Origin of the sequence: Reyranella humidisoli, from assembly GCF_019039055.1 — a bacterium.
Lineage (GTDB): Bacteria > Pseudomonadota > Alphaproteobacteria > Reyranellales > Reyranellaceae > Reyranella > Reyranella humidisoli.
The window spans coordinates 1,293,177-1,309,481 of sequence record NZ_JAHOPB010000001.1 but is presented as its reverse complement, the minus strand read 5'-3'; the positions used below and the strand labels follow the sequence as shown (position 1 = coordinate 1,309,481).

Below are 16,305 nucleotides of genomic sequence, written 5' to 3'. Positions count from 1 at the left end.
CCAATTGAACGAAAGCCCTCTCCGCGCGGGAGAGGGCCAAGGCGCATAATATATCAGGCGGGTCGCGGATAGAAGAACCGGTCCCGCCGCGTCAGGATGTCCGAATGGCAGCTACACAGATTTTCGACAGCGAAACCCTGGCAAATCGCGGCTTCACCGTGGCGAAGAACCTGATCGACGCCGAGGCGTGCCGGGCGCTGGCCGCCCTGTGGCCCGAGCAGGCCCGATTCCGCAAGCACATCGTCATGCAGCGCCACGGCTACGGGCAGGGCGAGTATCAGTATTTCGCCTACGACCTTCCCGAGCCGGTCGAGCGACTGCGGCAGGCGCTCTATCCGGCGCTCGCCGAGGTCGCCAACCGCTGGAACGAGCAGCTCGGCAAGCCCAGGCGCTTCCCGGCGACCCTGGACGCCTGGCTGCGCGAGTGCCACGCGGCCGGCCAGACAAGGCCGACGCCGCTGCTGCTGCGCTACGGGCCGGGCGACTACAACTGCCTGCATCGCGACCTCTACGGCGAGATGGTGTTTCCGTTGCAGGTCGTCGTGCTGCTGAGTGCCCCCGGCCGCGACTTCACCGGCGGCGAGTTCATGCTGGTCGAGCAGCGGCCGCGCATGCAGTCGCGCGGCGAGGTCGTGCCGCTCGAGCAGGGCGATGCGGCGATCTTTGCGGTCAACGAACGACCGTCGAAGGGCGTGCGCGGCTGGCATCGCACCGCCATGCGCCACGGCGTGTCGAGCCTGCGCGAAGGCGAGCGCTTCACTTTGGGCGTGATCTTCCACGACGCGGCGTAAATATAGACCTCATCGTCTCGACCGGAGCCTCGCTGCGCGAGGCTCCGGTCGAGACGACGGAGATTCTAAAGCTGCGCGACCGCGAAGATCTCGGCGCGCAGTTCCGGAATGCCGAAACCCGTCTCGCTGCTGGTGGGCAGCACCTCGGGGTGGGCCGCGCCGTGCTTGCGCGCCACCGCTTCGGCGGCCTTGACCGCGGCGGGGATGTCCGACGCGCGCAGATAGTCGGTCTTGGTCAGCAGGATCTGGTAGGAGACGGCCGCGCTGTCGAGGTTGCGCATCGTCTCGCGATCACTCTCCTTCACGCCGTGCCGGCCGTCGATCAGCACGAAGATGCGCATCAGGGTCGGACGACCGCGCAGATAGGCCGAGGCGAGATCCTGCCAGGTCTCCTTCATCGAGCGCGAGACCTTGGCGAAGCCGTAACCCGGCAGGTCGACCAGCATCAGCCGGTCGGCCAGGTTGAAGAAATTGACCTGCCGCGTGTGGCCGGGATTACCCGAGACGCGCGCCAGGGTGCGACGGCCGGTCAGCGCGTTGACCAGGCTCGACTTGCCGACATTGGAGCGGCCGGCGAACGCCACTTCCGGCAGCGAGACGCCGGGCAGGGACTCGACCGAGGCGGCGCCCGAGACGAAGTCGCAGGGGCCCGCGAACAGCTTGCGGGCCGCCTCGATCTCGGCCGGCGAGAATCCCTCGTCGGCCGCGGCGTCGGGTGACTTGTCCGGCATCAGCTCTTCTTGCCGGATCCCTTGCCGCCCTTCTTGTTGTCGGTGGGAGCCGGCGCGGCCGGAAGTGCCGCCGGTGCCGCCTTGTTGCCGATCGGCGCGCCGTGGCGGCGCATGATCATGTACTGCTGCGCGATCGAGAGCGTGTTGCTCCACGCCCAGTAGATCACCAGGCCGGCGGCGAAGGGCGCCAGCATGAAGGTGAACAGGATCGGCAGGAACTGGAACACGCGCGCCTGCACCGGATCGGTCGGCTGCGGGTTCAGCTTCTGCTGCAGGTACATCGTGACGCCCATGATCATGGGCCAGATGCCGATGTTGAAGAAGTGCAGGAACGTCGGGACGTCCCACGGGAACATGCCGAAGCCGGTCAGGATCGTGAGCGGATCGGGCGCGGACAGATCCTTGATCCAGCCGTAGAACGGCTGATGGCGCATCTCGATGGTGGTGTAGAGCACCTTGTAGAGCGCGAAGAACACCGGGATCTGCACCAGGATGGGCAGGCAGCCCGCCGCCGGATTCACCTTCTCGCGGCGATAAAGCTGCATCAGCTCCTGGTTCATGCGCTGGCGGTCCTCGCCATAGCGCTCCTTCAGCTTCTCCATCTCGGGCTGGAGCCGCTTCATCTTGCTCATCGCCGCATAGGACTTGTTGGCCAGCGGGAAGAACACGGCCTTCACGATCACGGTCAGCACCAGGATCGACAGGCCGAAATTGCCGAGATGCACGTAGAGCCACTCGAGCAGCCAGAATAGCGGCTTGGTGAAGAACCAGAACCAGCCCCAGTCGATCGTGAGGTCGAACTTCTCGATGCCGTACTTGCTCTCATAGTCGGAGATCACCCGCACGATCTTCGCGCCGGCGAACAGCCGGGCCTCGGTCGTGGTGGTCGCGCCCGGCGCGACGGCGACGCCGCTGCCGACATAGTCGACCTGGTACTTCACGTCGGCGCCGGCGCCGGTCTGCTTGATCGAGACGTCGACCTTGGACTTCTGGTCGGGCACCAGCACCGACATCCAGTATTTGTCGGTGATGCCGACCCAGCCGCCGGTCGTGGCGATCTTCTGCTGCTTGCCGCCCTTGAAGTCAGAGTAGCTGAATTCCTTCAGCGTGCCGTTGAAGACGCCGTACGGACCCTCGTGGAGGATGTACATGCCTTCGTAGGTCGGCTCGCCATAGCGGACGATCAGGCTCCACGGGAACAGCGTGACCGGCTTGTCGGTCTTGTTCTCGACGCTCTGCTTCACGTCGAACATGAAGAATTCGTCGATCGCAATGGTGAGGCCGAAGACCAGGCCCTGGCCGTTGTCCCAGGTCAGCTTGACCGGCTTGCCGGGCGCTACGCTCTGCGCTTCCGATGTCCAGATCGTGTCGGCGCCCGGCACCTTGATCGCGGGATCCGACGCGGACCAGCCGAACTCGGCGTAGTAGGGGCTCTTGCTGCCGACCGGCGACAGGACCGGCACCGGCGGGCTCTTGGGATCGATGGTCTCGCGATACTTCACGAGCTGCACGTCATCGATGCGCGCACCTTTGAGCGAGATCGAACCGACGAGCTCGGGCGTGCTGAAGGTGACGCGCGGCGTGAGGGCAACGGCTTCGCTGCGGCTCACGATCGGCTGCTGCCCTGGAACGCTGCCGGGACCGGGCGCCGCACCGGGCGCGGTGCCATTCTGACCGGCCGGTGCCGCGGGCGCGCCCGATTGTGTCGACGCCTGCTGCTGGCCGTTCTGCGTCGCCTGCTTGGAAGGCGGGAACACCACCTGCCAGCCCACGATGATCAGCACCGAGAGGACGATGGCGACGATAAAATTCTTCTGATCCATTGGTCGGCGATCTTTCGTGACGCGTCAGGTGCGCCGGGCGGAGTGACAGGAAAGCGGCGTGCGCGGGCGCGCGGCGGCCGGCGGAACGGGATCGTAGCCACCAGCCCCCCAGGGGCCGCAGCGGCACAGTCGATGCGCGGCGAGCCAGCTTCCCCGCAGCCCGCCATGCTTCGACAGCGCCTCGACCGCGTAAGCCGAGCACGACGGCTCGTAGCGGCAGGCACCGACGAAGAAGTAGGCGAGCGTGAGTTGGTAGAAACGAATCGCGCCGCGCAGGACCAAGGACATCATGCGGCCCGGAAACTGGCGATTTAAGCGCTCCGGCGCAAGCAGCCAATGCAGATCAAGGGGCAGTCATGGCGTCGCGACGGTGAGGGACTTGAGGCGCCGCAGTGCCTCCTGCAGCTCGGCCTGCAGCGCGAGGAAGTCCCGGCCGATGGCTCCCTGGCGGCCCACCAGCACGTAATCCTGGTCGGCGCGCGCCGCCTGCGGGATCACGAGGCGCGCCACTTCGCGCAGCCGGCGGCGGACCCGGTTGCGGACGACGGCGTTGCCGACCTTGCGGCTGACGGTGAAGCCGACCCGGATGGCCGGAAAGACGAGATCGGCCGGAAGAGGCGCGACCTGCAGCACGAAGCCGGGCATGGCGCATCGCCGCCCGGCCTGGACGCGTAGGAAGTCGCTACGATTCGGCAGACGCCCGAGGCGCGCCGCGGCCAATAGAACTAGGCCGACAGACGCTTGCGGCCGGACCGACGACGGTTCGCGATGACCTTGCGGCCTCCGACGGTCGCCATGCGGGACCGGAAGCCGTGACGGCGGGCCCGAACCAGCTTGCTCGGCTGATAAGTGCGTTTCATGACGCAACTCCTTAGAACACAACAAGGCCCCCGCGCGGTGCACCGGGGGCGAAATCCGTGGGCGAGGTAATAAGCATGTGCCCCGCCGGAGTCAACGAGGGCTAGGATGCTCCATGACCCTCATTCTTCACGGCTACCGCTACAGCGTGTACGTCCGGATCGCCCGTCTGGCGCTGTCGGAAAAGAGCGTCACCTACGAGCGGGTGGAGGTTAACCCCTTCGCCGGCGACATTCCTGCCGCCTATCTGGCCCTCCACCCGTTCGGACGCGTGCCGGCCCTGGTCCATGACGGATTCGGGCTCTACGAGACCGGCGCCATCGTCCGCTACATCGACCGGGCCTTTCCAGGACCCGCCCTCCAGCCCGCCGATACACGCCGGCTCGCCCGCATGGACCAGATCATGGGCGTGGTCGACGCCTACGCCTACTGGCCGCTGGTCCGGCAGGTCTTCGTCCACGATGTCGTTCGCCCCCATGCCGGGACGGCCGGCGATCCGGTCGAGCTCGAGAAGGGCCTGGCTTCCTCCGCCAAGGTGCTCGACGCCCTGGAGTCGCTGGCGGCGAGCGACAAATGGCTCACCGGTCCCGATCTCTCGCTGGCCGACCTCCATCTCGGCGCCATGATCGCCTACTTCGCGCAATCCAGGCGTGGCCTTGAGCTGCTGGGGATGCGGCCGCGGCTGACCGCGTGGTGGGAACGGATGGCGCAAAGGCCAGGTCTCGCGGCGACCGATCCGGGCCTGCCTTCATGAGGCGGTCGCTCACCCAGGCGTGAAAGCATGTGCTTTGAGGATCGGCGCCGCAGCGTCAATATCGAAGCTGAACGAGACGAAAGGCCAGATGAACCCGTCGACACTGCGCCGGCTGCTGCCAGTGGCGATCCTGCTGGCCGGGTTGGCGACCTTCCTGCTGCTCGGTCTCGAGCGCTATTTCTCATTCGAGATGCTGGCCCGTCACAAGGCGACGCTGACGGCGTGGGTCGCTGCACACCAGGTGCTGGCGGCGTTCGGGTTCATGCTGGCCTATGCGTTCATGGTCGCCTTCTCGCTGCCGATCGCCATCCTGGCAACGCCGGTCGGCGGATTCCTGTTCGGCACCTGGGCAGGCGCCGGTCTCTCCGTTCTCGGCGCGACGGCGGGCTCGATCGCCGTCTTCCTCGCCGCGCGCTACGCCTTTCGCGATCTCTTCCGGGAGCGCGCCGGCGCCCGGCTGGCGCGTTTCGAGGCGGGCTTCCACCACAACGATTTCAGCTATCTGCTGTTTCTGAGGCTGGTGCCGGTGTTTCCCTTCTGGCTGATCAACATCGTCCCGGCCCTGCTCGGCATGCGGCTGCGGCGATACGTGCCCGCGACGATGCTCGGCATCGCGCCGGCGGCCGTGGTTTATGCCAGCGTTGGCTCCGGACTCGGCATGGTGCTGAAGAGAGGCGAACAGCCCGATCTCGGGATCATCTTCGAAGGACGCATTCTGGTGCCGCTGCTGGGCCTCGCCGCCCTGTCGCTGGTCCCCGTGATCTACGGTCGCCTGCGCCGCAAGCGCGGGGCCTGAGATGAGCGGCCTGCTCACGCCCGATGTCTGCATCGTCGGCGGCGGCTCGGCCGGTCTGGTCGTGGCCTCCGGCGCCGCCCAGCTCGGCCTCGACGTCGTGCTGGTCGAGCGTGGGCCGATGGGGGGCGACTGCCTCAACTTCGGATGCGTGCCGTCGAAGGCGCTGATCGCCGCCGCCCGCGCGGCCCAGGCGCAGCGCAGCGGCGCGGCCTTCGGCATCGCGCCGGTCGAGCCCACGGTGGATTTCAGCAAGGTGATGGATCACGTCGCGGGCGTGATCGCCGCGATCGCGCCCAACGATTCCGTCGAACGGTTCGAGGCGCTCGGCGTGCGGGTGCTGCAGGACGAAGCCCGCTTCGTCGGCCGCAACGAGTTGCTGGCGGGAAGCCACCGCATCCGCAGCAAGCGCATCGTGCTGGCGACGGGCTCGCGCCCCGCACTGCCGCCCGTGCCGGGCCTAGCCGAGGTCCCGCACTTCACCAACGAGACGATCTTCGCCAACCGCACGCTGCCCTCGCACCTGATGGTGCTGGGCGGCGGGCCGATCGGCGTGGAGATGGCGCAGGCCTTCCGGCGGCTGGGCGCGCGCGTCACCGTGCTGGAAGCGGCGACCTGCCTGGCCAAGGACGATCCCGAACTGTCGGCGATCGTGGTGACCCGGCTGCGCGCCGAGGGAATCGACATTCGCGAGGGGACGCGGGTCGCGTCGGTCGAGCGCACCGGCGGCAGCATCGCGACCGTGCTCGAAGGCGGCGAGAGGATCGAGGGGTCGCATCTTCTGGTCGCGGCCGGACGGATTCCCAACGTCGAGGTACTCGATCTCGACAAGGCCGACATTGCCCACGACAGGCGCGGCATCACCGTCGACGATTCGCTCAGGACCTCCAACCGCAACGTCTGGGCGATCGGCGACTGCAACGGCCTCTACGCCTTCACCCACATGGCCGGTCACGAGGCCTCTCTCTTCATCCGCGGCGCGCTGTTCCGGGCGCCGGCGAAGCTCAATCCTGGCATCGTGCCCTGGGCGACCTACACCGACCCCGAACTGGCACAGGTCGGCCTCGGCGAACGCGAGGCGCGCGCGAAGCACGGCGACGGCATCAGGGTCCTGCGCTGGAAATTCTCCGAGAACGACCGCGCGCAGACCGAGCACGAAACCGATGGCCTCGTGAAGGCCATCACCGACCGTCGCGGTCGCGTCCTGGGCGCCGGCATCGCCGGCCCGCAGGCCGGCGAACTGATCCAGACCTGGTGCCTGGCCATGGCCGGCCGGCTGAAGATCTCGACCCTGGCCGGGTTCGTGCCGCCCTATCCGACGCTCGGCGAAACCGCCAAACGGGCGGCGGGCAGCTATTATACCGAAACGCTGTTCGGGCCGCGCACGCGCGGGCTGGTCCGCTTCCTCGCCCGATTGCCGGTCTGGTAAAGTGGCGCGATGACCGCCGACGCCACCCTGACGGAACAATCCGTCCGCCCCGCGCGGCGGCGCAGTCCTGCCTTCGGCCTGTCGTGGCGAATCCTGGGGCTGGTCGTCGTCGCCGTGATGACGGCCGAGGTCGCGATCTTCCTGCCCTCGATCGCGCGCTTCCGGCTGGTCTATCTCGAACAGCTGATCGAGAGCGGCACGCTGGCGGCGCTCGCACTCGACGCCACGCCCGACAACATGGTGACGGAAGAGGTGAAGCGCTCGCTGCTGGCGCATGCCCGCGTCGAAGCCGTCGTGCTGGTCGAGCCGAACAAGCCCAAGCGCGCGCTCATGAACATCGAGCCGCGGCCGGAGATGCAGGGCTTCAATCTGAAGGACCGCGGCGCCCTCGGCATGATCTGGGATGCGCTGGAGGCGATGGCACGCAACGGTTCACACTATATCCGGGTCGGCGGCGAATCGATGCGCATGCCCGGCGCCATGGTCTGGATCGTCGCCGACGAACCGCCGATGCGCGAGGCGATGTACGCCTATGCCAGCCGTATCCTTGTCCTGTCGGTCATCATCGCCCTGTTCACGGCGTCGCTTCTCTACCTCGCCCTGCGCTGGCTGGTCGTCCGTCCGCTCCAGGACCTGTCGGCCGCCATGACGGCTTTCCGGCGCGCGCCGGAAGAGGCGAACACCGATCGCGCGCCGCCGCGACGCAACGACGAGATCGGCGTGGTCGACCGCGAGTTCCAGATCCTCCAGCGCGAATTGCGCGCGTCGCTGCGCCGGAAGTCGCGGCTGGCCGAGGTCGGCGCCGCGACCAACAAGATCAACCACGACCTGCGCAACATGCTCTCGACGGCACGCCTGTTGTCGGACCGGCTGGCGCGCAGCAACGACGAGCGTACCCGCGCGCTGGCGCCGACCATCCTCAACACGATCGACCGCGCCGCGCGGCTGGCCAGCGACGCGATCGAATATGTGCGCGACAAGCCGTCCCCCCGGCTGGCCGACGTGGATCTCGCCGATCTGGTCGACGAGGTCGGCGTGGCGCTTCAGGAGCAGGGCGAGGACCACGATCCCAATGCGCTGCGCACCTGGATCAACGAGATCGGGCGCGGCGGCGCGGCGCGGTGCGACCGCGACGTGCTCTATCGTGTCTTCATCAATCTTGGCCGCAACGCCTTCGAGGCCGGCGCCACCTGCGTCACCGTCCGCGCCCGCCGCAACGGCGGATACCTGCTGCTCGAAGTGTCCGACAACGGACCCGGCATCCCGCCCGCGGTGGCAAGGCAGCTCTTCCAGCCGTTCACGTCCGGCGGACGGCCGGGTGGCACGGGCCTCGGGCTGGCCATCGCCCGCGACCTGGTGCGCCTGCACGGCGGCGACATCGCGCTCATTGAATCCAACGGCCAGGGCACGCTTTTCTGCTTCACGCTGCCGCTCGCGTAGAGCGTCAGATCTCGGCCTTGAGGCGCGCGATGAAGGTGCGTACGCGCTCGGCATTGCCGCCGAGATCGGCTTCGCCGATGCGGCTCTTGGAGCGGATGTCGATGCGGCTGCCCGGTCCCTGCGGCCGGATGCGCACGACGATGTCGTCGCGAAAGCCGAACCATGGGCTGGTCGCGATCGCCTCGAGGCGACCGTCGGCCGGCACGCGCGCCACGATTTCCCAGCCCAGTGCCGTGGCCACGCGGTCGACGCGCTTGAAGGCCTCCGCCGGCGGCACGGCCAGTATTACCGGCTCGATGTCGGGAAAAGCGGCGCGCTGGATCGCGGCATTGTCTTTCGGATAGGCGGGCGGATTGGGCGCCCCGCGCCGCAATTGCGCGGTGGCGACCAGCGGCGGCGGGCTGGCGGTGTCGGTGGTGATGTCGTTGATCGCCGGCCGGTGCTGCGCCTCCAGAAACCAGTGCAGAGGCACCCAGGCGCCGGCAGCACCGATCACGATGGCCAGGAAGGCCGCCACGAAGCCGCGCCGCCGGTCGCCGGGCCGTGCAGGCAGCATGGTGCCGAGCCCGAGCGCAATGCCCGCGACCGTGAGATAGAAGCCATAGCGGAAGACGGCGATGGCCGCCTCGATGTCGAGGCCGAGGTAACGATGCAGCGGGCCGGAGACGGCTACGATCAGCGACCCCACGGTCGCTAAGATGAAGGCGATACGCGCCAGTCGATGACTGATCGGATTGGTCGGCCTAACGAACATCCAGGCTCCGCTGCAGCCGCATCGTACTCGCGAAAAGCGTTCTGCGCATCCGCTCGACAATCTCCGCTTCATTCTCTATGCGGCGTCGATGACGACCGACCCCAGTATCCGGCGCCAGGCCATGGCGGCGGGCCTGATCTCCATTGCCCTGTGGAGTTCGCTCGCCCTCCTCTCGGTGCTGGCCGGCCCGATCCCGCCCTTCCAGATGGTCGCCATGACCTTCTCGGTCGGTGCCGCGATCGGCATCGTGCGCGCGCTTTCGCGCGGCGTGGGGTGGGCCGGACTGGTCGGCTGGCCGGCGCGCGTCTGGTTGCTGGGGATCGGCGGCCTGTTCGGCTACCACGCCCTCTATTTTGCGGCCCTGCAGCTCGCGCCACCGGCCGAGGCCAACCTCATCAACTATCTCTGGCCGTTGCTGATCGTCCTGCTCTCCGCGCCGCTGGCGGGCGAACGTCTGGGCTGGCCGCATCTGGCCGGCGCCGCCCTGGGCTTCGCGGGCGTGGCGCTGCTGGCCTTTGGCCGCGGGCTGAACTTCGCCGACAGCCACGCGCTGGGCTACCTGCTGGCGCTGGGCTGCGCCTTCGCCTGGTCGATCTACTCCGTTCTGTCGCGCCGCTTCGGCGAGACGCCGACCGATGCGATCGCCGCCTTCTGCGCCGCGTCGGCCCTGCTCTCGCTCGCCTGCCATCTGGCCTTCGAGCGCACCGTCTGGCCGGCGAGTGGGACGGCCTGGCTGGCCGTACTGGCGCTGGGCCTCGGGCCGGCGGGTTCGGCCTTCTATTTCTGGGATCATGCGGTGAAGCGCGGCGACATTCGCGCGCTGGGCGCCATCTCCTACGCCACGCCGATCCTGTCGACCGCGATCCTGGTCGCCTGCGGCCTCGCCGAACCAACCGGGACGCTGATCGCCGCCGCCCTTCTGGTCACGGTCGGCGCGGTGCTGGCTTCGCGCGAACTCTGGAAGCGCTAGGCGCCCGGCTGCCAGCCGGGCGGGGCGAGTTCGAAGCCCGCGAAGTCGAAGGCCGGCGCCACGGTGCAGCCGACCAGGGTCCAGTTGCCGAGTGAGCGCGCGGCCTGCCAGACGCCGCGCGGCACCACGATCTGCGGCGTCTCGCCGAGGCCGAAATCGCTTCCGAGACGCAGGTGGCGCGTGGCGTGGCCATCGTCGCTCATCGACAGTTCGAGCGGCGCGCCCGCGTAATGGTGCCAGACCTCGTCGGCATCGACCTTGTGCCAATGCGAACGCTCGCGCGCCTTCAGCAGGAAGAAGATCGCCGTACTGGCGCCGCGTCCACCTTTGCCCAATGGATCGGCCGCCCGGAAGGTCTCGCGGAAATGCCCGCCCTCGGGGTGCGGCTGCAACCCGAGGCGGGCGATGATTTCGTCGGCGGTCATGTCGATCAGGCCGGCGGCGGGACGGTGGCCTTCATCGACGGCGTCTTCGAGAAGGCGGTGAACCACTTGGCGAGCTTGGGCCGCTTGTGGCGCCAGTCGTGGTTGGCGAACCGGAAGTCGAGATAGCCCAGCGCGCAGCCGATCGAGATGGTGCCGATCGTCGGCTTGCCCTTAAGCACCTTCGATTCGGCTTCGAGCTGGTCGAGCACGCCGTCGATCTTCTTCATCTGGCCCTTCGACCAGTCGGGCCAGCGCTTCTCCTCGGGCCGCAGGAAGCTCTCGTAGCGGGCGAGCAGCGCGGCATCGAGCAGACCGTCGGCCATCGCCTGCTGGCGCAGCGCCATCCAGCGCTCGCGGCCCTTGCGCGGAAACAGCTTGCGACCCTTGTGATGGCTGTCGAGATACTCGCAGATCACCGGCGAGTCGAAGAGGTCCATGTTCTTGATCGACAGCGCCGGGATCTTGCCGACCGGATTGTGCTTGTCGACGTCGGCATTGGGCGCCACCGGCGTCAGCGCGACGTTGACCAGGTCCAGCTTCTTGTCGAGCCCGGTCTCGATGGCCAGCACCCTGACCTTGCGCGCATAGGGCGACGAGGGCGCGTAGTAGAGCTTCATCTTGGCCATGCTCGGTCTCTCCTGTCTTCCGGTCGCGTCAGGCGCCGGACATCTGGGGAATGTCGGTGTCGTTCAGGCGCACCGTGCGCGCCGTGTCCACGAGCTGCTGCCAGGTGGTGGTGTCGATCGGCACGCCGTTCTTCTCGCGATCGAGCTTGCGCGCGCGCTCGGGCTCGCCCGGCACGAGCACCTCGGCGACGCCGGGCTGCGGCCTGGCCGACTTCACCCAGCCGATGAAATTGTCGACCTCGTCCTCGAAGAAGGCGGTGCCGCCCATCGAATCGGGATCGATGATGATCGACAGCATGTTGTTGATAATGTCGGTGCCGTCCTTCTTGATCGTGCGCGGGCTGTGCGTGCGGCCGCCGGTCAGCGCGCCGGCCAGCAGGTCGCAGATCACGGCGAGGCCGCCGCCCTTGTGCAGGCCGAACGGCAGGATGGCGCCGTAGGGCGCGTTGTACATCACGCCGGGCTCGGTGGTGGCATTGCCCGCCGCGTCGATCAGCAGGCCTTCCTCCATCTGGATCTTCTTGTTGTTGGCGACGCGGACCTTGCCCATCGCGACCTGGCTCGTGGCGAAGTCGAGCACGATCGGCTCCTGGCCCTTGCGCGGGATGGCCGTGCAGTACGGGTTGGTCGTGAAGCGCGCCTCGGCGCCGCCGAACGGGGCGACCAGCGACTTGTGGCCATGCACGTTCACCCAATGGGTGCTGACCATGCCGGCGCGCGCGCACTGCTCGCCCCAGTGGCCGATGCGGCCGATATGGTGGGAGTTCTTCAGGCCGACCACGCAGACACCGTGCTTCTTCGCCCGCTCGATGCCGATGTCCATCGCCTCCTTGGCGATGACCTGGCCGTAGCCGGCGCCGCCGTCGACCACGATCACCGCGCCGTTGTCGCGATCGATCTTGGCGTGGTGGTTGCGCTTGCAGGCGCCGTTGATCGTGTTCTGGATGTAGTGCGGCATCATGCCGACGCCGTGGCTGTCGTGGCCGAACAGGTTGGCCAGCACGAGATGGTCGGCGACGAGTTTCGCTTCCTCGGCGGAGCTGCCATCGGCCCGGCAGATCGCCATCGTGAAGTCGTGCAGGCGGTCGGGCTTGATGCGGACTTCGCCAACGGAACCTTGGCCCTCGGCCATGCCTGTCTCCCTTTTCGTTTCGGGCGGCAAGGTTCCGCGTCGTCCCGGCCCTGTCAACGGCGAAGCGGCCGTGACGGGAGCGCAGCGAAATGCGCCCTGATTTCGCCCTCTCGCGGGGCCAGAAGGCCGTCGGCATGGCCCGATCCGGGCCGCCCGTGGTAGGGACCACGAAATCCTTTCGTCGTTTCCGGGAATCGCTCAGCGAATGCGATCTTTAGCCCGCCTCACATGGCTCGTGCTGCTGTTCGCCAGTGTCGCGGCCTCGGCCCAGACCGTCGTGCCGCAGCGACCGTTCGGCCAGCTCATCGAATTGTGGGGGCGGCAGCTCGACCGCATCGCCGCGCGCACGGAGCAGGCCGACCTGCTGCCGGTCGAGATCGATGGGCTGCGCGAGCAGACAACCGATGTGCGGGCGGCGGCGCTCGCCGCGGCCGCCCTGGCCCGCAACGACCTGGCCGACACCAAGAAGCTCCTGGCGCCACTCGAACTGAAGCCCGGCACCGACGCGCCCCCCGAGACCGATGCGGTGAAGGCCGAGCGCGAACGGCTGACCGAACAGGCCACGGTCGCGGAGAGCCGCTACAAGCAGTGCGAGGTCGTGATCGCCCGTGCCGACCAGCTTCTGGAACGCATGACCAGGCTGCGCGGCGAACTGGTGCTGCAGACCCTGCTGCGTCGCGATCCCTCGCCCCTGTCGCCCGGCGTCTGGCACAAGATCGGGCCGCAGCTTGTGGCGTCGGTGAAGGGCCTCACCACCGCCATGGCGACCTGGAGCCGCGACGGTTTCCTGTCGCTGGGCTCCGCCAGCCCGGACCTGGTGCCCCTCGGCCTGTGGGCCGTCATCACGATCCTCCTGTGGTGGGTCGGGCGATGGCTGCGTCGCCGATTCGGACGGGGCGGCACGCATATCGACGCCCACAGCGACCAGACCATCGTGACGGCCATCGACGGGCTCGGTCTCGTCCTCGTACCCATCCTGGCGGTGTGGCTGATCGGCAAGCTGCTGCTGGCCAGCCATCCACCCGCTCCGATCGACACGCTGATTCCCGATGCCGTGCTGCGCCTCGTGCTGCTGCTGCTGGTCTTCGGGATGACCTCCGCCGGCCTGTCGCCGCAGCGCCCCGAGTGGCGCGTGCTGCCCTTGACCGACGATGCCGCACACTATCTGTCGCAAGCCCTGCGCCGCCTGTTCTCGGTGAGCCTGCCTCTGGAATTCATCTACCTGGCGCTGACGCGCGGCGACGGGCGCGACGCCGTGGCCGCGGTCGGCGCCGTCGTGCTGACCAGCGTCGTGGCTGTCCTCAGCCTGCCTGCCCTCTCAAACCGCGCCTGGCGGGCGGCCCGTCCCGAAGGCTCGGAGTTGCCACCGATGATCGGCGGCACCTGGTGGACCGTGGCGCGGCTCGCGCTCGTGGTCGCGGTCTTCTCGTCGATCGTCTTCTCGCTCATCGGCTACGCGACCCTCGGCTCGCACCTCCATTCGGCGATCTCGACGACCTGCCTGCTGATCGGCATCGCCCTGCTGCTGCACCGGCTCGTCGCCGACCTGCTGGAAGCGGCGGCGTCCCCCAACTCGCCATCGGGCAAGTGGGTTCGTCGCAGCCTCGGGCTGGCGCCCGACACCAGCTTGCGCGGCCAGTATCTGGTGCTGCTGGTGTTCGACGCGGCCCTGATCCTGCTGCTGTCGATCGCCATCCCCGCGACCTGGAACGTCGACACCGACGCGATCATGGACGGGTTCGGCCAGCTCCTGCGCGGCGTCAAGGTGGGCGGCGTCACGATCTCGCTGGGCAACGTGGGCATGGCGATCGTTGCCTTCTTCGTCTGCATGCTGCTGGCGCGGCTGGTGCGCGGCATCGTACGCGATCGCGTGCTGCCGACGGTCGATGCGCCGTTGCCGTTGCGCCAGTCGATCGATGCCGGCCTCAACTATGCCGGCGTGATGATCGCCATCCTGGTGGGCATCGGCGCGCTGGGCGTCGACTTCACCAACCTCGCCATCGTGCTGGGCGCCTTGTCGGTCGGCATCGGCTTGGGCCTCCAGAACATCGCCAACAACGTCATCTCGGGCGTGATCCTCCTGGTCGAGCGGCCGATCAAGGCGGGTGACTGGGTGACCGTGAACGGCCACGAAGGCTTCGTGCGCCGCATCAACATCCGGGCGACCGAGATCGAGACCTTCCAGCGCACCCACGTCATCGTTCCCAACAGCCTGTTCCTGCAGAATCCGGTCGTGAACCGCACCTATTCCGACACGTCGAGCCGCATCGAGATCAAGCTGACGGTGCCGATCGGAACGGACGTGAATGCGATGGAAGCGATACTGCGCGAAGCCGCGCTGGGCCACGCCCGCGTGCTGCGCGTGCCGGCGCCGATCGTGCGCTTCGTGAAGGTCGCCTCCAGCGGCCTCGACTTCGAGCTGTTCGTGTTCGTTGCCCGCCTCGAGGACCGGCTGATCGTCACCAACGATCTCAACCGCGCGCTCCTGCAGAAGCTGATCGAGAACAAGATCATCGACCCCAGCCCCGTCCCGGAGTTCAAGGTTCGGGGCCTCGACAAGCTCAACTTCTCGCTGCACGCCGACCCTTCGCCGGAAACGAAGGAGACCTCCACCGAAAGACCGGGCGATGCCACCCCGGCGCCGTAGGGACGAGGCCCCACGGCGGCGCTGGCCGCTCTATGCGCTGTTCGGCGTCGCCGTGCTGGCCGGCGTGGCGATGTGGGCCTATGCGCCCTCGCTGCGGCCCGAGACGCTGATCGCCCGCTACACGAACGACCGCTCCCGCTTCGTCGATGTCGGCGGCGTGAGCGCCCATGTCCGCGAGCAGGGCAATCCCGACGGCGTGCCGATCCTGCTGATCCATGGCTCGAACGGCTCGCTGCACACGTGGGAAGGCTGGGCGCGCGAACTCGGCAAGGAGGCGCGGGTCATTTCCGTCGACCTGCCGGGACACGGCCTGACCGGTGCCTGGCCGCGCGACGAGTATACGGTGGAAGCCTATGCCGACTTCATCGAGGTGCTGATCGACACGCTCCGCCTGGAAAAGGTCGTCGTGGCGGGACATTCGCTGGGCGGGGCCGTTGCCTGGACCTTCGCCGCGACCCGGCCCGATCGCGTCATCCAGCTCATCCTCGTCGACGCCGCGGGCTATCCGCGCAAGGGCGGCGAGGCGCCGCTGCCGACCCGCCTCGCCCGCACGCCGGTCGTCGGCGACATCGGCATCTACTTCAAGCCGGAGGGGCTGGTCCGCCGATCTCTCACCGAGGTCTATGCCGACCCTGCAATGGTGACGCCCGAGCGCATCCGGCGCTATTCCGAACTTCAGCGCTTCCCCGGCAATCGCGAGGCGACCCTGCAGCGCGCCCGCACGCAGGAACCGCTCGATCCCACGCCGCTCAGGCGCATGGACGTGCCGACGCTGATCATCTGGGGCGCCAAGGACCGCTGGGTGCCGGTCGCCGACGCGTTCCGCTTCCAGGAGGACATCAAGGGCGCCAAGCTCGAGATCTTCGAGAACCTCGGCCATAACCCGATGGAAGAAGCGCCGCGCGCCACCGCCGCCGTCGTCGCGGCCTTCATCGCCAACGCACCGCTGCCGCCGCAATCGTCGGCACCTGTCGAAACCGATGCCGATTCGGCCAACGACAATTCCGTGCAGCCGGCCGTGGTGCCGGAGAAGGATTAGGGCCTTTCCGGTCGAGGAAGAATCACCACTGCAAAGACCACCTCACCCTGAGGAGCGCTCCGCAGGAGCGCGTCTCGAAGGGTGGGCACGCGC

At 68.0% G+C, this 16,305-nt stretch carries 17 protein-coding genes; 8 read left to right on the top strand and 9 right to left on the bottom strand.

What is annotated here, in order from left to right; translation table 11 throughout:
* The first annotated feature begins 104 nt into the window (after positions 1 to 104).
* The gene (locus tag KQ910_RS06375; RefSeq protein ID WP_216957627.1) at positions 105 to 791 is read left to right on the top strand and encodes a 2OG-Fe(II) oxygenase; all 687 of its coding nucleotides are present in this window, start codon (positions 105 to 107) and stop codon (positions 789 to 791) included.
* A 65-nt stretch (positions 792 to 856) separates the two neighbouring features.
* Here the strand turns inward: KQ910_RS06375 and yihA are convergent, their stop codons facing one another.
* The 5 genes from yihA to rpmH form a co-directional block, all read right to left on the bottom strand.
* Positions 857 to 1,522 (bottom strand): ribosome biogenesis GTP-binding protein YihA/YsxC, encoded by a 666-nt coding sequence (yihA, locus tag KQ910_RS06370; protein WP_216957626.1) that lies wholly within the window; start codon positions 1,520 to 1,522, stop codon positions 857 to 859.
* Positions 1,522 to 3,345: a membrane protein insertase YidC gene (gene yidC, locus KQ910_RS06365; protein ID WP_216957625.1), complete on the bottom strand. Its 1,824-nt coding sequence runs from the start codon at positions 3,343 to 3,345 to the stop codon at positions 1,522 to 1,524. Before yidC ends, yihA begins: the two co-directional genes overlap by 1 nt.
* Before the next feature lie 24 nt (positions 3,346 to 3,369).
* Positions 3,370 to 3,636 (bottom strand): membrane protein insertion efficiency factor YidD, encoded by a 267-nt coding sequence (gene yidD, locus KQ910_RS06360; protein ID WP_216957624.1) that lies wholly within the window; start codon positions 3,634 to 3,636, stop codon positions 3,370 to 3,372.
* A gap of 63 nt (positions 3,637 to 3,699) precedes the next feature.
* Positions 3,700 to 4,065 (bottom strand): ribonuclease P protein component, encoded by a 366-nt coding sequence (rnpA, locus tag KQ910_RS06355; protein ID WP_216957623.1) that lies wholly within the window; start codon positions 4,063 to 4,065, stop codon positions 3,700 to 3,702.
* Positions 4,066 to 4,070: 5 nt separating this feature from the next.
* On the bottom strand, positions 4,071 to 4,205 hold the full coding sequence (gene rpmH / locus KQ910_RS06350) for a 50S ribosomal protein L34 (protein ID WP_068199953.1): 135 nt from the start codon (positions 4,203 to 4,205) through the stop codon (positions 4,071 to 4,073).
* A gap of 113 nt (positions 4,206 to 4,318) precedes the next feature.
* Here rpmH and KQ910_RS06345 point away from each other — a divergent pair, with 113 nt between their 5' ends.
* From KQ910_RS06345 to KQ910_RS06330, 4 genes are all read left to right on the top strand, one after another.
* The gene (locus KQ910_RS06345) at positions 4,319 to 4,957 is read left to right on the top strand and encodes a glutathione S-transferase family protein (protein ID WP_216957622.1); all 639 of its coding nucleotides are present in this window, start codon (positions 4,319 to 4,321) and stop codon (positions 4,955 to 4,957) included.
* Positions 4,958 to 5,045: 88 nt separating this feature from the next.
* On the top strand, positions 5,046 to 5,753 hold the full coding sequence (locus KQ910_RS06340) for a TVP38/TMEM64 family protein (RefSeq protein WP_216957621.1): 708 nt from the start codon (positions 5,046 to 5,048) through the stop codon (positions 5,751 to 5,753).
* A 1-nt stretch (position 5,754) separates the two neighbouring features.
* On the top strand, positions 5,755 to 7,179 hold the full coding sequence (locus KQ910_RS06335; protein WP_216957620.1) for a dihydrolipoyl dehydrogenase family protein: 1,425 nt from the start codon (positions 5,755 to 5,757) through the stop codon (positions 7,177 to 7,179).
* Positions 7,180 to 7,188: 9 nt separating this feature from the next.
* Positions 7,189 to 8,619 carry a sensor histidine kinase gene (locus KQ910_RS06330; protein ID WP_216957619.1) on the top strand — a complete coding sequence of 477 codons (1,431 nt, stop codon included), beginning with the start codon at positions 7,189 to 7,191 and terminating at the stop codon, positions 8,617 to 8,619.
* Positions 8,620 to 8,623: 4 nt separating this feature from the next.
* On the opposite strand, the gene KQ910_RS06325 is transcribed toward KQ910_RS06330, so the two are convergent.
* Positions 8,624 to 9,373 (bottom strand): DUF1499 domain-containing protein, encoded by a 750-nt coding sequence (locus KQ910_RS06325; RefSeq protein ID WP_216957618.1) that lies wholly within the window; start codon positions 9,371 to 9,373, stop codon positions 8,624 to 8,626.
* Positions 9,374 to 9,461: 88 nt separating this feature from the next.
* Between KQ910_RS06325 and yddG the strand changes: the two genes are divergently transcribed.
* The gene (gene yddG / locus KQ910_RS06320) at positions 9,462 to 10,343 is read left to right on the top strand and encodes an aromatic amino acid exporter YddG (RefSeq protein WP_216957617.1); all 882 of its coding nucleotides are present in this window, start codon (positions 9,462 to 9,464) and stop codon (positions 10,341 to 10,343) included.
* On the opposite strand, the gene KQ910_RS06315 is transcribed toward yddG, so the two are convergent.
* From KQ910_RS06315 to KQ910_RS06305, 3 genes are read right to left on the bottom strand one after another with little or no spacing between them, the layout of a single operon-like run.
* Positions 10,340 to 10,768 (bottom strand): cupin domain-containing protein, encoded by a 429-nt coding sequence (locus tag KQ910_RS06315; protein WP_216957616.1) that lies wholly within the window; start codon positions 10,766 to 10,768, stop codon positions 10,340 to 10,342. The genes yddG and KQ910_RS06315 overlap by 4 nt on opposite strands.
* A gap of 5 nt (positions 10,769 to 10,773) precedes the next feature.
* The gene (locus KQ910_RS06310) at positions 10,774 to 11,394 is read right to left on the bottom strand and encodes a glutathione S-transferase family protein (protein WP_229600342.1); all 621 of its coding nucleotides are present in this window, start codon (positions 11,392 to 11,394) and stop codon (positions 10,774 to 10,776) included.
* A 28-nt stretch (positions 11,395 to 11,422) separates the two neighbouring features.
* Complete coding sequence (locus KQ910_RS06305; RefSeq protein WP_216957615.1) at positions 11,423 to 12,526, bottom strand: malate/lactate/ureidoglycolate dehydrogenase; 1,104 nt, start codon at positions 12,524 to 12,526, stop codon at positions 11,423 to 11,425.
* 205 nt (positions 12,527 to 12,731) lie between these two features.
* Between KQ910_RS06305 and KQ910_RS06300 the strand changes: the two genes are divergently transcribed.
* Both KQ910_RS06300 and KQ910_RS06295 read left to right on the top strand, forming a co-directional pair.
* Positions 12,732 to 15,173 carry a DUF3772 domain-containing protein gene (locus KQ910_RS06300; protein WP_216957614.1) on the top strand — a complete coding sequence of 814 codons (2,442 nt, stop codon included), beginning with the start codon at positions 12,732 to 12,734 and terminating at the stop codon, positions 15,171 to 15,173.
* Positions 15,154 to 16,212 (top strand): alpha/beta fold hydrolase, encoded by a 1,059-nt coding sequence (locus KQ910_RS06295; protein WP_304627767.1) that lies wholly within the window; start codon positions 15,154 to 15,156, stop codon positions 16,210 to 16,212. Before KQ910_RS06300 ends, KQ910_RS06295 begins: the two co-directional genes overlap by 20 nt.
* The last annotated feature ends 93 nt before the right edge of the window (positions 16,213 to 16,305 follow it).

Excerpts from the sequence above, each read along its gene's own strand:
- KQ910_RS06375 (WP_216957627.1), top strand. The coding sequence starts at position 105 with ATGGCAGCTACACAGATTTTCGACAGCGAAACCCTGGCAAATCGCGGC.
- KQ910_RS06295 (WP_304627767.1), top strand. The coding sequence starts at position 15,154 with ATGCCACCCCGGCGCCGTAGGGACGAGGCCCCACGGCGGCGCTGGCCG.
- KQ910_RS06310 (WP_229600342.1), bottom strand. The coding sequence starts at position 11,394 with ATGGCCAAGATGAAGCTCTACTACGCGCCCTCGTCGCCCTATGCGCGC.
- KQ910_RS06305 (WP_216957615.1), bottom strand. The coding sequence starts at position 12,526 with ATGGCCGAGGGCCAAGGTTCCGTTGGCGAAGTCCGCATCAAGCCCGAC.
- KQ910_RS06315 (WP_216957616.1), bottom strand. The coding sequence starts at position 10,768 with ATGACCGCCGACGAAATCATCGCCCGCCTCGGGTTGCAGCCGCACCCC.
- KQ910_RS06340 (WP_216957621.1), top strand. The coding sequence starts at position 5,046 with ATGAACCCGTCGACACTGCGCCGGCTGCTGCCAGTGGCGATCCTGCTG.
- KQ910_RS06335 (WP_216957620.1), top strand. The coding sequence starts at position 5,755 with ATGAGCGGCCTGCTCACGCCCGATGTCTGCATCGTCGGCGGCGGCTCG.
- KQ910_RS06300 (WP_216957614.1), top strand. The coding sequence starts at position 12,732 with ATGCGATCTTTAGCCCGCCTCACATGGCTCGTGCTGCTGTTCGCCAGT.
- yddG (WP_216957617.1), top strand. The coding sequence starts at position 9,462 with ATGACGACCGACCCCAGTATCCGGCGCCAGGCCATGGCGGCGGGCCTG.
- yidC (WP_216957625.1), bottom strand. The coding sequence starts at position 3,345 with ATGGATCAGAAGAATTTTATCGTCGCCATCGTCCTCTCGGTGCTGATC.
- KQ910_RS06325 (WP_216957618.1), bottom strand. The coding sequence starts at position 9,373 with ATGTTCGTTAGGCCGACCAATCCGATCAGTCATCGACTGGCGCGTATC.
- yidD (WP_216957624.1), bottom strand. The coding sequence starts at position 3,636 with ATGATGTCCTTGGTCCTGCGCGGCGCGATTCGTTTCTACCAACTCACG.
- yihA (WP_216957626.1), bottom strand. The coding sequence starts at position 1,522 with ATGCCGGACAAGTCACCCGACGCCGCGGCCGACGAGGGATTCTCGCCG.
- rpmH (WP_068199953.1), bottom strand. The coding sequence starts at position 4,205 with ATGAAACGCACTTATCAGCCGAGCAAGCTGGTTCGGGCCCGCCGTCAC.
- KQ910_RS06345 (WP_216957622.1), top strand. The coding sequence starts at position 4,319 with ATGACCCTCATTCTTCACGGCTACCGCTACAGCGTGTACGTCCGGATC.
- KQ910_RS06330 (WP_216957619.1), top strand. The coding sequence starts at position 7,189 with ATGACCGCCGACGCCACCCTGACGGAACAATCCGTCCGCCCCGCGCGG.